Source organism: Halomonas piscis (assembly GCF_031886125.1).
GTDB classification, from domain to species: Bacteria; Pseudomonadota; Gammaproteobacteria; order Pseudomonadales; family Halomonadaceae; genus Vreelandella; species Vreelandella piscis.
The window spans coordinates 2,426,065-2,440,561 of sequence record NZ_CP119391.1 but is presented as its reverse complement, the minus strand read 5'-3'; the positions used below and the strand labels follow the sequence as shown (position 1 = coordinate 2,440,561).

Genomic DNA, 14,497 nt, shown 5'->3' with positions numbered 1-14,497 from the left:
AATCGTGTCGAAAAAAACAACTGAGAAGAAATAAGCTTCGAAACTTTAACTTATGCGCGATAGGGTGCATAGACTGTACATCCATACACAAAGTCGGTATTCAGTACAAAGTCGAAACCGTAGTTGGACACCGAGCCGCAAAATAGTTGGACAGGGGCTGAAAAACGCTGTTCTTTAACCTGGTCGGCCAAGCTCGCCAAACTTTGCAGCGCCGTTAACTTTTTGCAAATACGATGAATTTTACCGCTCGGGCAAGGCACGTCCATGTGGCTGAATGAGCGGTTGGCCACTTGCTGGAAGAGGGCGCTGTCCCTAATCATGTGATGCACGTAGGTGAATCAAGGGAGGGGGATGCTATGGGCCTGTTGATCAACGGCGAATGGCACGAGCAAGGGTATGATACTGCCAGGCACGGCGGCGAGTTCGTGCGCGAATCGGCCAAGCTTCGCGACTGGATCGGGAGCGAGGCTCCTGACGCCCTGCCGCCCGAGGCCGGGCGCTATCACCTGTATGTGTCGCTTGCCTGCCCCTGGGCGCATCGGGCGCTGATCATGCGCCGGCTGAAAGGGCTGGCGCCGCTCATCGACGTTTCTTATACCAGCCCGCTGATGGGCAGCAAGGGCTGGAACTATCATGAGGACGAAGGCTCAAGCGGCGACGCGGTCAACGGCGTCACCTATCACCACGAGCTTTATACCCGGCACGACCCTGGCTATACCGGCCGGGTCACCGTCCCCATGCTGTGGGATAAAAAACGCGGCGCCATCGTCAATAACGAATCCGCCGAGCTGGTGCGGATGTTCAATACGGCGTTCGACGACATTACCGGCGATACCCGGGATTTCTATCCGCCGGCGCTGCGCGACACCGTCGAGGCGGTCAACGAAGACGTCTACGAACACATCAACAACGGCGTCTACAAGGCAGGGTTTGCCACCGAGCAGGCGGTATACGACAAGCACGTAGCGGCGCTGTTTGAGGCGCTTGAGCGGATGGAAGCGCGGCTCGGCGAGCAGCGCTACCTGGCCGGCGAGTATCTCACCGAGGCGGACATTCGCCTGTTTACCACGCTGGTCCGCTTTGACGCCGTGTATCACGGGCACTTCAAGTGCAACCTCAGGCGCATCGAGGACTACCCCCACCTGTCGAACTATCTGCGCGAGCTCTACCAGTGGCCGGGGGTGGCCGAGACGGTCAGCATGACGCATATCCAGCGCCACTACTACCTGAGCCATCCTTCGATCAATCCCAACGGCATTGTGCCGGCCGGGCCGCTGCTGGCGCTTGATCGCCCTCATGACCGCGATCGCCTGACCGGGCGGGGCATTTATCGGCGCGAATAGGCCCGGCCCGGCAGCAGTCTCGACGCCACAACGCAAAACGGGCACCCCGAAGGGTGCCCGTTGACGTTGTTGGCGGCGTGTTCAGGCTCAGTTGTTAGGGTTGTCCATACCGTCGTTACCCATGTCCGAGGTGGCTTCCCTGGTTTTCTGCCAGGCGTTCTGGGCGCCTTCCTGGGTGGTTTGCCAAGCGCTCTTGGCGCCTTCCTGAGTGGTTTGCCAGGCATCTCTGGCGTTGGACTTCGCCTGCTTCCACCAGTCGTGGTTGTAGGCCGGGAACTGCTCCACTTCTTCAGAAGTGGCGTCGATCATCACGCGGTGCTCGGTATCGTTGACGTCGTCGTCATCCTGCTCGGTGTAGCTCTCCAGCGTGAAATAGTTGCTGCCGACGACCAGCTCGCGGCCGCCAAGACCCAGCACCTCGCCGCTTTCCACGACCAGAGCGGAGATCTTCATCTCTTCGTCAAAGAGAATATCCTCGACCTCGCCGATGGGATCGCCCGAGCCGTTCACGATGTAGGCGTCAGCATCCAGGATGTTGTCGGCGGAGTACATGCCCTGGGGGCCGGTTTGCTCTTGCGGCTGGCCGCTTTGAGCCTGTGCGCCCAGTGTGAAGCTCAGTACGGAAACGCCGAGTGCTGTCATCAAGGTATTCTTGCGCATGGCTCAACTCCTTGTCTGCATTGAATCCGGGTGGGGCATCAGCTCGAGTGGGCTGACGGTTCCCGCCGGAGGGTGTCTCGGGGCTGAGTCCGTCAGTGAAAAAATCGCCCGATCACGTTTTACAAGCTAGTTGAACAGGGCGCGGCTGCAAACCCCGGAATAGGTAAAAACCATGAAAGCGCCGGCGGCCGGCTGGCACTGGGGAAAGGCTGGCGCGGCGCGTAAAGAAGTGGTAGCATGTGCGCTCCTCGCATGTGTTGACCCCTCCATCACGACGTGGCGCCGGCCGTTACCGCCGTGCGCATGCAGAACATTCGTCCAGCGGATGTTTCTGATGAGAAGATGGCGCGCTTTGTCAATTTCACCGCACGGGTGAAGTTAGCGCAGCAAGGTCGCCACAGCGGACAGACTGCGTTGGCGTTGCTGTCCGTATGCCAGGTGCGACCGGCGTCTCAGACTCTCTGTTTTCAGCCGTTCTGTTTTCAGCCGTCGTTGAAATCGACTTCGTGAAACCGGCTCCTGTTGACTGTCAAGGCCCACGTGGCGGCAGCGCCAGGGCGGCTGACCGGCGTTGCCGGAGGCCGTTCAGGCCCGGAGTCAGAGACGCTATTGATGTTTTTTGCCGGTATTATCCGGCCTACCAAGGTGTGATTAATGACCTCGACTTCTGTCGCTTCGCCGAGCTTCGGCGATCTTGCTCTGCTGCCTGCCGTTTTGTCTGCCGTGGAAAGTCAGGGCTATACAGAGCCTTCGCCCATTCAGGCGAAAACCATTCCCGCGCTGCTTGACGGCCGCGACATGCTGGGCCAGGCCCAGACCGGCACGGGCAAGACCGCCGCCTTTGCGCTGCCGCTGCTGTCTCGCCTCGAGCTTGACCGGCGCGAACCCCAGGTGCTGGTGCTGGCCCCAACCCGCGAGCTTGCCCAGCAGGTAGCGGTTTCCTTCGGCAAGTACGGCCACAACCTCAAGGGGCTGGAAGTGGCGACCCTGTGCGGCGGCCAGGAATACCGCGAGCAGCTCTCCGCGCTGCGCCGCGGCGCCCAGGTGGTTGTCGGCACGCCGGGCCGGGTGATCGACCACCTGGACCGCGGCAGCCTCAAGCTTGACGGCCTCTCGGCGCTGGTGCTCGACGAGGCCGACGAAATGCTGCGCATGGGCTTTATCGACGACGTCAAGCGCGTGGTGGCCGACACGCCGACGGATGCCCAGCGGGTGTTCTTCTCGGCGACGCTGCCAAGCGAAATCGAGCGCATCGTCAACCGCTACCTGGTCGATCCGGTCAAGGTGACCATCGAGTCGCGCACCGCCACGGCGGACAACATCGAGCAGCGCGTGGTCCGCGTGGACGGCGGGGCGAAGCTTGAGGCGCTCTCGCGGATTTTGGAAGTCGAGCCGGTGGACGCCGCCATTGTCTTTGTGCGCACCCGCGCGGCCTGCACCACGCTGGTGGAGCAGCTCACCGCTCGCGGCGTCAACGCCGCCGGTCTCTCCGGAGACCTCGACCAGAGCCTGCGCGAGCGCACCATCACGCGCCTCAAGCGCGGCAAGGTAGACGTGCTCATCGCCACCGACGTGGCCGCCCGGGGCCTTGACGTGCCGCGCATTACCCACGTGGTCAACTACGATCTGCCCCAGGACAGCGAAGCCTATACCCACCGCATCGGCCGTACCGGCCGCGCCGGGCGTAGCGGCATCGCGATTACCTTTGCCGGCTTCCGCGAAGGCCGCAAGGTCGGCTGGATGGAGCAGGCCACCGGGCAGAAAATGACCCAGATGGCGCTGCCCGACGAAGCCGCGATTCGCGCCCACCGCGACAACGTGTTTTATCAGCGCGTGATCGCCTCCCTGACCCAGGGCGCCGACGAGCAGCGCGCGCTGGTCGAGCGACTGGTGGCAGAGGGCCACGACCCCGTGGAGCTGGCTTGCGCCTTTGCCCAGATGGCCCGGGCCGACGAAGCACCCATCGGCCGCCTCCAGGCACCGCGCAAGGAGCGCGCTCCGCGCGAAGGGCGCAGCAGCGGCGGCTCGCGCCGGGACCGCGGCCCCAGCGAAGGCATGATCCGCTATCGCGTCTCCGTGGGTCACAAGGACGGCGTCAAGCCCGGCCAGCTGGTCGGGGCGCTGGCCAACGAAGGCGGTATCGAAGGCGCGCGTATCGGCCGCATCGATATCCGCAACGCCTTCTCCGTGGTCGAGCTGCCCAAGGGCCTGCCGGCCTCGATCCTGGCCAAGATGGCCCGGGCAAGGGTTTCCGGCCGGCCGCTCGAAATCAGCGAAGACCGCGGGCCGGAGCGCGCCCCGCGCCGCCGCGACGGCGAAGCGCCGGTGCGTCGCCGCGCCTGATTCGAGCCGCGGTATCAACGCCGCCGGCTAACGCGGCGTTGGCCTGTCAGCACCCCCGTGCCGCTTATCCCGGTGCGGGGGTGCCGTGATTTGGGCAGGTGCCCGAGCGAGCGCTCGGGCGTTTGGCCTTCATTTTGCTTGACGCTCGTTGTCCATCGGCGTTTCCTGCCAGTTTTTTGCGCCCGCTTTTGCAACGCCCTCAGGAGTTACTATGCCCGTGCTGCCCCCGGAAACCCTGCACGAATGGAATCTTTCCCCGGCGGAAGCGGTGGCGCTGCAGTCGCGGCTGGCAAGCCGCGTGGTGCTTGAAGACCGCTTCGCTCCGGTGCGCCGCGTGGCCGGGGTGGACATCGGCTTTGAAGACGACGGCGCCACGACTCGGGCTGCCATCGTGGTGCTTGACTGGCAGGCGGGCGGCCCGCCCTTCGAGGTGGTCGAGCAGGTGGTCTACCGCGAGCCCACGCGCATGCCCTATATCCCGGGGCTTCTATCGTTTCGCGAAACGCCGGCGGCGCTGGGCGCCTTTGCCCGGCTTGAAACCCGGCCCGAGCTGGTCATGGTCGACGGCCAGGGCATTGCCCACCCGCGCCGGCTGGGCGTGGCCTCGCTTTTGGGGCTGTGGCTCGACCTGCCGGCCATCGGCGTCGCCAAGTCACGGCTGTGCGGCCGCCACGACGAAGTGGGCGATACCCGGGGCGAGCAGACGCCGCTTGTGCACAAGGGGGAGGTGATCGGCACCGTGCTGCGCTCGCGCACCCGGGTCAAGCCGCTGTATGTCTCCCCCGGTCACCGGGTCAGCCAGGCCGCGGCTCTTGAGTGGACGCTGCGCTTTTTGCACCGCACCAAGCTGCCCGAGCCCACCCGGCTGGCTGACCGTCTGGCTAGCCGGCGCGACGCTTCCGGGCGGCGTTGACCAGCGCGCGGATCAGGCGCTGCTGGGGGCGGTTGAAAATCAGCCATTCCGGGTGCCACTGCACGCCGAGCAGAAAGTCGTGGCGGCGGGATTCAATCCCCTGCACCAGGCCGTCGCGGTCCCGGGCGACGATGTCCACGCCAGCGCCTGCGCGGTTCACCGCCTGATGGTGAAGGCTGTTGACCCGGCACCAGCGCACGCCCAAAAGCGCGTGCAGCCGGCTGTGTTCGACGATGTCCACGGTCTTGCGCGGCAGCACGGTGCGCCGGCGCTTGAGCCCCTCGTGGGTGGTGTAGATGTCCGGGTCCAGGGTGCCGCCCAGATGGACGTTGATCAACTGAGCGCCCCGGCAGATGCCCAGCACCGGCGTATCCTGGGGAATAAAGCGCTCGAGCAGCGCAAGCTCCAGCCTGTCGCGCTCGGGGTCCACGCGCACGTCGAGCCGGAGCTCGGCGTCGTAGAGGTTGGCCTGAATGTCATCGCCGCCGCCGATAATCAGTCCATCAAGGTGCGCTGGGCGCTCGCGGCTCGGGGAGAGGCGCAGCGGCTGGCCGCCGTGGCGCCAGACGGCGAACCAGTCGAACCACCAGGCCAGGCGGCTTTTGCGGTCGGAAGTGGTGATGCCGATAAGAGGGCGTGACATACGGCTTGGGCGTTCCTGGTTAGTGGCGAATGAGGAGAAGTGGCCAACGGGTGAAAGAAAAACGGGCGAAAGAAAAGCGAGGCCTAGCGCCTATGCCACAGGCGGCGCAGCCTGTCCGCCCAGCGGCGGTAGAACGGCCGGCTGTGGTCGGCAATATAGGCCGCGCTGCGTTCCCCCAGCGCCTGGCGATCGGCGGCGAGCTTTTCCACCTCGACCCAGCGGTTCCACTCGGTCACCGCTCCCCAGCCGGGCTGGGACAGCTGGGCGTTGGGCAGCCGGTAGTGAAACGTCGGCCGGGGCTTGGTCAGCCCGCTGTGCAGCAGCGCGTGGGGGTGCTCGGGGCAGAGATGGGCAAACAGCGGCAGCATATCCAGCTCGCGGTTGCGCGTGGGGTTGTCGTGCAGATAGTCATCGATCAGCTCGGTCAGCGGAGGTCGATAGTCGGCGGCGAGCACCTTCAGCGCGTAGTCCCTGGGAAAGGGGTTGGCGTGGGGCAGCACTTCGCGGGTAATGTCGACCTTGATGTCGTCGCGCAGCCAGGGTGCCAGCAGCAGGTAGGCCTGGAGCAGGGCGCGGATGTCGTCAGCGGCCGGCGAGGCGATTTCGGGGTTGAGATGCAGGCCAAAGCCGTATAAAAGGCTGGCGTCGGTGCCCTTGGCGCCGTGTTCGCGCAGGGCGTCAAACAACAGGTCCAGCGTCTCGAGCTCGCTCCAGGGCACCGGCGGACAGATGATCTCGGTGGGGACCAGGCCGGTTACCATATCGCCGATGAGCTCGCGGGTCTTCTGGTGAAACTCCGCGCGCAGCTGGTGCTGGTGGTGCGCCCATTCGCTGTCCAGCGCGGCGCTATCGTCGAGCACCCGGCGGTCGGGGTGGGCATACTGGGTGTCCAGCTCGATCACGAACTCGCCCCAGCGGGTGTTTTCCACCTGTAGCCGGTGGGGGCTGACCGCGTTAAGCTCACCGCCGAACAGCTCGCGCACGACCAGCGCCGTATCCCTGGGCGGCAGGCCGGCAAACTCGATTTCCACGCCGACGCGGCGCATACGGCCCTGGGCATTGCGGGGAGCGGGGGGAGCTTGCAGCGTCATGGGCGTCCTGTGAGGTGAACCAGTAGTGCGCTCAGATTATCATATCGGGCCGGGCGCATCGTGGCGCGGTTTGCCGTTTCGGCACTGCCGCTGGCGTGCCCGCCCATCCGCCGTTTTCATGATCATGTTCAGGAGAGAGGCAAGTGCGACAGCACCCTATTACGCTCAGCGCCCTGATGGTGGCGTTTTTCATCGCGATGCTGATGCTGGCCACGCCGGCGCATGCCCAGGGGGTGTCGCTGCCCGGACTCAACCAGGACGCCGGCCAGGACAAGAAGCCCGACAGCGCTTCGCTGCAGCGGTCGCTGGACGATATTATTGCCACTCTGGAAGACGGCCAGCAGCGCGAGCAGCTGCTCAAGTCGCTGCGCGACCTCAAGGCGGCGGCCGATGCCTCCGCGGAGCAAAGCGGCGGCCGCCAGGGGCTGCTCGGAGCGTTGGCCGACACCCTGACCGACATCAACGAGCAGGCCCAGGAGGGCGGCACGCCCACCGAGCAGTGGGCCGAGCAGCTGCGCGAAGGCATGGACGAGCTTCGCGAGCTGCTCAATCAGCCTGGCCGCGCCGGCATGATCCGCGCCGTGGCCGACGGCGCGGTGTTGAGCATTGTCTGGGTGGGGCTTTTGGTGATCATGATCGCCCTCGGGCGTTTGATCGCCACCCGCCGGGGCTGGCCCCACGACCTGCCCCGGGACCCGCGCGGCCGGCTGATGGCCATTCATTTTTTCCGCCGCATGCTGCCCTGGGTGCTGTCCTTTGCCGTGGTGTTCGGTCTGGGCCAGATCATGCCCGCAAGCCCCGGGCGCGTGGCGGTGCTGGTGGTGGCCTACGTCTGCGTCTGCGGTCGGGCGCTGTCGGTGGTATTTGAAACCGTGATCGCCTTTTTCAGCAGCGGACACCGCTTTACCGCCGTGCGCCTGCTGCAGCAGCGTGCCCTGCGTACCCTGTTTGTGATCGGCGCGCTGATCGCCCTGGGCGACGCGCTGATTTCCAATCGCCTGGTAGCGATGCTCGGCGAAGACTTTTCCGGCCTGGTATCGGTGCTGGCCAACATGCTGGCCGCGCTGGTGGCGGCTCGCTTTATCATCAAGTTCAAGCGCCCCATTCGCCATCTGATCTGTAATCGCCCCTATCGCCAGCGTCGGGAGGCGGGAACCGCCGTCGAGCTCAGCCGGGCGCTGGGCGGCATGTGGCACGTCCCCGCGCTGCTGCTGGTGGGCGGCTCGCTGCTGGCGATTTTCATCAGCGTGGGCGACGTGGGTACCGCACTGGCGCGCTCGATCATTTCGGCGAGCCTGCTGGTGCTGACGCTGGTGGTGACCGGGCTTCTGCGCCGCCACGGCGAGCGGCGCAAACGGCGTCGGCGGCCGCCGCGCTACCGCCAGTATCGCCGTCGTCTGGCCCGCGTGGGCTTTGTGCTGGCGCACATCTGCGCCTGGATGGTGTTTGCCGAGCTGTTCATGCAGGTGTGGGGCGGCTCGCTGTTCGGTCTCGGTCAGGAAGGGGTCGCCGGGGCGCGCATCGGCAAGGCGCTTTTGAGCCTGGGGGCGACGATGCTGCTGGCCTGGCTGGTGTGGATCTTTGCCGATACCGCGATCCAGCGAGCGCTGGTGTCGTCGGCCAAGAGCCAGGGGCGGCGGGTCAACCAGGCCCGGGCCCAGACCATCACGCCGATGATTCGCAACGTGATTTTCGTCACCATCCTGATCATCGCGGGGATAGCGGGGCTGGCCAACCTGGGGGTCAACGTCACGCCGCTTTTGGCCGGTGCCGGGGTGATCGGTCTGGCGATCGGTTTCGGTGCCCAGACCCTGGTCCAGGATCTGATCACGGGGATCTTCATCCTCATCGAGGATTCGCTGGCGGTGGGCGACTTCGTCGAGATCAACGGCCACATGGGCACCGTCGAAGGGCTGACGCTGCGCACCGTGCGCCTGCGCGACCTCGACGGCATCGTCCATATCATCACCTTCAGCCGCTTTGACTCGATCCACAACATGTCGCGCCAGTTCGGCATTGCGCTGATGAAGATCCGTATTCCGTTTTCCATGCGCATCGACGACGCCATCACGCTGATGCAGGAAACCGCCCAGGAGCTGCGCAACAACCCCATGATGCGCCACTACATCTGGGCGCCGCTGGAAATGCAGGGCATCCACGCCTTTGAAGAGGGCTGTCCGATTCTGCGGATGCGCTTTCGCACCGCGCCGGAAATGCAGTGGGACGTGGCCCGGGCGTTCAACCTGCTGCTCAAGCAGCGCATGGAAGCCCAGGAAATCGACCTTGGCGTGCCGCGGCTGAGTCTGAGCATGGAAGCAAGCTCCGAGCGCCGCTGGGAAGACGGCGAGGGCGAAGACGGCGTCACTTCTCTGGACGCTCGGGGCGAGGAGCCCGCCGGGGTCAACGACGAGGAGCCCGAGGTGACCCACCGGCCCACGCCGCCCAAGCCGGCGCCCACGCCCACGCGTCGGGAAGAGGCCCGGGAGCAGGCGCTGAGCCGGACCCGTCCCCGGCCCCAGGGGCAGGGCGAGCCCAGCGGCGAAACCCGGGCGGGCAGCGGTGATGACGGCGGCGACGGTGACTGATCAAAGGCAGCACCACCGGGCCAACCAACAGCGAAACGGCAAGGAGCAGTACCCAGGTGGTCCACGTAGAGCGAAAAAACAGTTTTCAGCTGCGCCTGTCGCGGCGGCTGGAAGAAGAAACGTCGCACACTCTTGACGTCTATCTGTTTGTGCCCGGCGAGCTGGGGCTGAGCACCGAGCTGATTGCCGAAGACGCCTTTTATCACAGCGCCATTCAGGTGTCGCGGACCTACCACAGCGAGGCCTATCGTCTGCCGCTGGTGCACAGCCGGCTGGCCAGCCGCAACCAGTTGGGCAGCGCCTCCTATCGGTTGAGCCTGAGTCTTTATGCCTACCAGTACGTGGAAGCGCTGGAGCGCACCACGCGCTCGCTGCTGGACAGTGCCCGGGCGCTGCGCGAGCGCCCGCCGGAGACGGACGAGGCGCTGAACCGCGAAAAGGACGCTGCCTTTGCCCAGTCGGTGCGCGAAATGGTGTCGCTGAGCGACGGTATTCTCAAGCGCATGCGGCGCAATCGACCCCGGGACGAGCGGCTTTACAAGTACTTTGCCAACATCGATAACTACCTGTCGTGGTTTACCGAGCAGCAGCTGTTGGCGGTGGTGGCGTACATGCCGCGCTCGAGCGAGCTGACGCCGCTCAAGCGCGAGCTGATCGCGGTGTGCGAAGAGGAGAGCGGCTACCGCCGGGAGCAGCAGTATAACGCCGAGCGGGTGATGAACGACCCCACGCGGATGTCGAACAAGATGCGGCTGCTGCGTCGGCTGATCGAATACCCGATTACTCTCAAGCAGCGCAACCGGGAGCTCGGGGGCGGCGAGCAGAAAGCGGTCAAGGCGCTGGCCACGGCGGTGGTCATGGCGTTTGTCTCCTTTGCCGTGCTGCGCGTTCGCGACCAGCTGGGGGATATCACGGCGCTGTTCATCCTCGCCATGGCGGTGCTGTATGCCATTCGCGAAGTGTTCAAGGACGACTTGCGCAACACCCTGTGGCACTGGCTGCGCAAGGGGCGGCCCAAGTGGCGTCGGGAATATCGCGATGCCACGCGCAACGTGCTGGTCGGCCGCCAGCTGGAGTGGTTCGACTACAAGCGCTACGCCTCGCTCGACCCCGCCATACGCGAGATGCGCCGGCGCAAGATGGCCCAGCGGGAAGAGGTGGTGCTGCACTATCGCTCGAGCTCGCGGATGTCGCCCACGCGGTTTCTCAGCGGCTATCGGCACACCCGGGAAACCTTGACCCTGGACGTCTCCCAGCTGACCCGGCTGATGAGCCGCAGCACCCACCACGTGTACCGGCTGAAGGACGGCCAGGCGGTGCGCGAAAGCGTCGAGCGCCGCCATCTGTTCAACCTGGTGGTGCGCGAGACCGAAAACCACGCCGGGGCGCATCTCGCCCGCTGGAAAGTGGTCATCAGCCGCTCGGGTATCGTTGCCGTGGACAAGGTGGCCGACAGCAGCGAGGCCTGAAAGAAGGCGTCGGGCTATTCTTTCAGCGCGTCGAGGGCGCGCTCGAGGTTGTCCACGCTGCGCTCGGGGTGGTGCAGCTTGTCGAGGCCAAAAAGGCCGATGCGAAACGTCTGGAAGTTATCGCCCTCGTCGCACTGGAGCGCCACGCCGCCGGCGACCTGCACGCCCTGCTCGGCGAGCTTGGCCGGTAGCCCGGGGTCGTCGGTATAGCACACCACCACGCCCGGCGCCTCGAAGCCTTCGGCGGCGACGCTGATAAAGCCGTGGCGCTTGAGCATGGCGCGCACCGCCTCGCCCACTACCTGCTGCTCCTGCTTGACCTGGGCAAAGCCGTAGTCGCGGGTTTCGAGCATGATGTCGCGCAGGGTGTAAAGCGCGTCCGTGGGCAGGGTGGCGTGGTAGGCGTGGCCGCCTTTTTCGTAGGCCTGCATGATGCCGTGCCACCGGGCAAGGTCGCAGGCAAAGCTGCTGCTTTGGGTCTGCTCGAGGCGTTTCTCTGCGCGTTCGGAGAGCATCACCATGGCGCAGCAGGGCGAGCCGCTCCAGCCTTTCTGCGGCGCGGTGACCAAAACGTCGATGCCGAGCTCCTGCATGTCGACCCACAGCGTGCCGGCGGCGATGGCGTCGAGGACAAAAAGCCCCCCCGCCTCCCGGGTAGCGCGCGAAAGGGTGCGCAGGTAGTCGTTGGGCAGCTGCATGCCGGCAGCGGTTTCCACCTGGGGGGCAAACACCACGGCGGGCTTCTCCGCGCGAATGCGCTCGGCGGCTTCTTCCGCGGGCACGGGAATGAACGGCGAGCGTTCGTCGTCGGGGTTCTGGCGGCGAGCCTTGAGCACGGTGTGCTGATCGGTCAGCCGGCCCTGTTCGATGATCTGCGTCCAGCGATAGCTGAACCAGCCGTTGCGGATCACCAGGGTTTTCCGGTCGGTGGCGAACTGGCGGGCCACGGCCTCCATGCCGAAGGTGCCGCTACCGGGAATGATCGCCGTGGCCTCGGCGCGGTAGACGTCCTTGAGCGTGGCGGAAATATCGCGCATGACGTTCTGGAAGCGCTCGGACATGTGGTTCAGCGCGCGGTCGGTGTAGACCACGGAGTATTCCAGCAGTCCTTCCGGATCGATATGGGGCAGCAGGCCGGCCATGGTGCTCTCCTGGTGGGTAGCCGCCGGCGCCCGGCGGCCACGTCGGTTGTGCAGGTATGCAAGGGCTGCCCGGCGCGGCGCCGGGCGGGGATCAAGAATACGAGGAAACGCGCCTCGGGGAAAGTGGCGCCGGCGCGCTCAGGCCGTATCCGGGGAGCCGGCGAGGGTGGCAACCAGGTTGGGCAGCAGGGTGGTAGAGCCCAGGCGCAGGTGCGTCGGCGCAATCCAGGCCGGCCCCATGATGTCTGCTACCAGCGACAGATAGGTAGCGGCGTCTTCGGCGGTATCAACGCCGCCGGCGGCCTTGAAGCCGACGTCTTCGCCGCTTTCCCTGATGGCCTCGAGCATGACGGTCGCCGCCTCGGGCGTGGCGCCGGTGGCGGCCCTGCCGGTGGCGGTCTTGAGGAAGTCGGCGCCGCCTTCGATGGCAAGCTCGCTTGCGCGCCTGATCTGCGCCGGGTCTTCAAGCTCGCCGGCTTCGAGAATGACCTTCAGCAGCGCCTGGCCGCCGCAGGCCGCCTTGCACATCTCGACAAACTCGAGGCAGGTGTCTTCGTCGCCGTCGAGCAGGGCCCGCCAGGGCAGCACCACGTCGACCTCATCGGCGCCCGAGGCCACGGCTTCCCGGGTCTCCCGGGCGGCGGCCATGATATCGTCACCGCCCTCGGGGAAATTGGCGACCGCGGCAATTCTGACCTCGCCGCTCAGCGTGTGGGCGGTCAGGGCGCGCCGCGCGGCCACCACGAACTGCGGGTAGACGCACACCGCTGCCGGGTGGCCGAACGGGGTTTTGGCCTGCTGGCACAGCGACTCGATGTCGGCGTCGCGGTCCGCCGTGTCAAGGCGGGTCACATCCAGCAGCGGTAGCGCCTGGCGCGCGGCTTGTAGCAAATTGATCGAGGCTGGCATGGGGGTCTCACTGGTTGATGAAAGCGGTATCGGTCAGCGGGCCGGCAACGGCGGTGGCGGGCTGCGCGCACGGCGGCCGGGAGCGCTATTCTACCAGAGCCAGCTGCCCGGCCGCGCCGGCGGGAGGCCGCGGCGCACCTTGATAAAGCCGGTGACGCAGCGCACGGCCAGCCACACCGCCAGAAGCGGCCACAGGATGGCACCCAGGGCGAAAACGCTCAAGGCAAAGACGACGCAGAAATACAGCGTGCCGATCCAGAAGGTGCGGATCAGGTAGCGGTAATGGGGCTGGAGCCAGGGAGCGGCGTTCTTGCGGTAGACGTAGGCCACGATCACGCCGATCAGCAGCGTGAGGTTGGCGGTGACGATGCCGCCCAGAAACAGGGCGTAGACGATTTGCGGCGTGCGCGCCTCCTCGCGGGAGGGGTGGCGTTCGGTCATGGTGCGGTCTCGTGGCAAGGGGGGCGAGGGCTCAGTAAAGCCGAAAGTCGCGGTAGTCGGGTCGTCCCTGCTGTTCCTGAACGACCTTGCGGTAGCGCTTGTATTCCCATTGGTACTGGGCCGGGTCCAGGGCAATGGCGGCCTCGACGCTGGCGTTGACGCCGGTGGCCGAAGTCACCTCCTCGGCGCTGTAGACGCGCTGGTCGGCGTCGAGAAAATGGATCTCGAAGCCCTGGCCGGGCACGCGCAGGGCGACCCCGGTTACCACCCGAGCCCGGGTTCGGGCGACCAGCTTGGATAGCAGCGTGGCGGTATAGGCGTCGCGGTGAAAAAACGGCGCAAACACCCCGCTGCCCCAGCCGGGCTCCTGGTCGGGCAGGATGCCGATGGCCTCGTGGCGCTTGAGCGCCTTGAGCAGCGCCGCCACGCCCCGGGCGTTGGTGGGCACCAGCGCAGCTCCCTGGCGTTCGCGGCCGTGGCGAATGACCGGGTCGAGCGCGGCCATTTTGGGCGGCTCGTACATGGCGGTGAAGGGGAAATGGCTGGACAGCCAGAAGTTGAGCACTTCCCAGTTGCCAAAGTGCGGGGCGAGCACGATCACGCCGCGGCCTTCCTGCCGGGCGCTGTCGAGCTTGTCGCGGCCACGCACCGCCACGATACCGGCGGCGACGCGCTCGGGGGGCGCCATCCAGGCGTGGCCAAGCTCGAGCATGGTGGCGGCGGAGTGATGCAGGCTGCGCCGGGTCAGCGCCCGGCGGCTTTTGGCATCGAGCTCAGGGTAGACCGCCGCCAGGTTGCGCCGGGTGACTTCGCGCTCGCGCCGGCTCAGCCGGTAGACCAGCGCCCCGGCCAGGCGCGCCAGGCGCCACAGCCGGGCGAGCGGCCAGCCGGCCAGGCGGCGCCACAGCCAGGCGACGGCGCCGGCTCGGCGGCTGTGTGCAGAGGGGATAGTCGTCAT

The 14,497-nt window shown here is 66.1% G+C and carries 13 protein-coding genes; 5 read left to right on the top strand and 8 right to left on the bottom strand.

Features of this window, described 5'->3' with window-relative positions:
- Positions 1 to 50 precede the first annotated feature (50 nt).
- The gene (locus P1P91_RS11460; RefSeq protein WP_311882762.1) at positions 51 to 320 is read right to left on the bottom strand and encodes a hypothetical protein; all 270 of its coding nucleotides are present in this window, start codon (positions 318 to 320) and stop codon (positions 51 to 53) included.
- A gap of 36 nt (positions 321 to 356) precedes the next feature.
- On the opposite strand from P1P91_RS11460, the gene P1P91_RS11455 reads away from it, so the two are divergent.
- Positions 357 to 1,343 (top strand): glutathione S-transferase family protein, encoded by a 987-nt coding sequence (locus tag P1P91_RS11455; protein WP_311882761.1) that lies wholly within the window; start codon positions 357 to 359, stop codon positions 1,341 to 1,343.
- Positions 1,344 to 1,430: 87 nt separating this feature from the next.
- On the opposite strand, the gene P1P91_RS11450 is transcribed toward P1P91_RS11455, so the two are convergent.
- Positions 1,431 to 2,003 carry a PRC-barrel domain-containing protein gene (locus P1P91_RS11450; protein WP_311882760.1) on the bottom strand — a complete coding sequence of 191 codons (573 nt, stop codon included), beginning with the start codon at positions 2,001 to 2,003 and terminating at the stop codon, positions 1,431 to 1,433.
- A 654-nt stretch (positions 2,004 to 2,657) separates the two neighbouring features.
- On the opposite strand from P1P91_RS11450, the gene P1P91_RS11445 reads away from it, so the two are divergent.
- Entirely contained in the window at positions 2,658 to 4,346 is a 1,689-nt protein-coding gene (locus tag P1P91_RS11445; protein ID WP_311882758.1) for a DEAD/DEAH box helicase, read from the top strand.
- 211 nt (positions 4,347 to 4,557) lie between these two features.
- The gene (gene nfi / locus P1P91_RS11440; protein ID WP_311882756.1) at positions 4,558 to 5,259 is read left to right on the top strand and encodes a deoxyribonuclease V; all 702 of its coding nucleotides are present in this window, start codon (positions 4,558 to 4,560) and stop codon (positions 5,257 to 5,259) included.
- Here nfi and P1P91_RS11435 read toward each other — a convergent pair.
- On the bottom strand, positions 5,228 to 5,902 hold the full coding sequence (locus tag P1P91_RS11435; RefSeq protein WP_311882754.1) for a gamma-glutamyl-gamma-aminobutyrate hydrolase family protein: 675 nt from the start codon (positions 5,900 to 5,902) through the stop codon (positions 5,228 to 5,230). The genes nfi and P1P91_RS11435 overlap by 32 nt on opposite strands.
- 83 nt (positions 5,903 to 5,985) lie before the next feature.
- Positions 5,986 to 6,993, bottom strand: a complete 1,008-nt coding sequence (locus tag P1P91_RS11430) for an amidoligase family protein (RefSeq protein WP_311882752.1) — start codon at positions 6,991 to 6,993, stop codon at positions 5,986 to 5,988.
- A gap of 143 nt (positions 6,994 to 7,136) precedes the next feature.
- Here P1P91_RS11430 and P1P91_RS11425 point away from each other — a divergent pair, with 143 nt between their 5' ends.
- Complete coding sequence (locus P1P91_RS11425) at positions 7,137 to 9,578, top strand: mechanosensitive ion channel family protein (RefSeq protein ID WP_311882750.1); 2,442 nt, start codon at positions 7,137 to 7,139, stop codon at positions 9,576 to 9,578.
- A gap of 56 nt (positions 9,579 to 9,634) precedes the next feature.
- Positions 9,635 to 11,047 (top strand): hypothetical protein, encoded by a 1,413-nt coding sequence (locus tag P1P91_RS11420; RefSeq protein ID WP_311882748.1) that lies wholly within the window; start codon positions 9,635 to 9,637, stop codon positions 11,045 to 11,047.
- A gap of 14 nt (positions 11,048 to 11,061) precedes the next feature.
- On the opposite strand, the gene P1P91_RS11415 is transcribed toward P1P91_RS11420, so the two are convergent.
- The 4 genes from P1P91_RS11415 to P1P91_RS11400 form a co-directional block, all read right to left on the bottom strand.
- Complete coding sequence (locus P1P91_RS11415; protein ID WP_311882747.1) at positions 11,062 to 12,189, bottom strand: aminotransferase class V-fold PLP-dependent enzyme; 1,128 nt, start codon at positions 12,187 to 12,189, stop codon at positions 11,062 to 11,064.
- A 138-nt stretch (positions 12,190 to 12,327) separates the two neighbouring features.
- Positions 12,328 to 13,098, bottom strand: a complete 771-nt coding sequence (gene deoC, locus P1P91_RS11410; protein WP_311882745.1) for a deoxyribose-phosphate aldolase — start codon at positions 13,096 to 13,098, stop codon at positions 12,328 to 12,330.
- A gap of 90 nt (positions 13,099 to 13,188) precedes the next feature.
- Positions 13,189 to 13,539: a DUF4870 family protein gene (locus P1P91_RS11405; protein WP_311882744.1), complete on the bottom strand. Its 351-nt coding sequence runs from the start codon at positions 13,537 to 13,539 to the stop codon at positions 13,189 to 13,191.
- Between the two features lie 31 nt (positions 13,540 to 13,570).
- Entirely contained in the window at positions 13,571 to 14,497 is a 927-nt protein-coding gene (locus P1P91_RS11400; protein ID WP_311882742.1) for a lysophospholipid acyltransferase family protein, read from the bottom strand.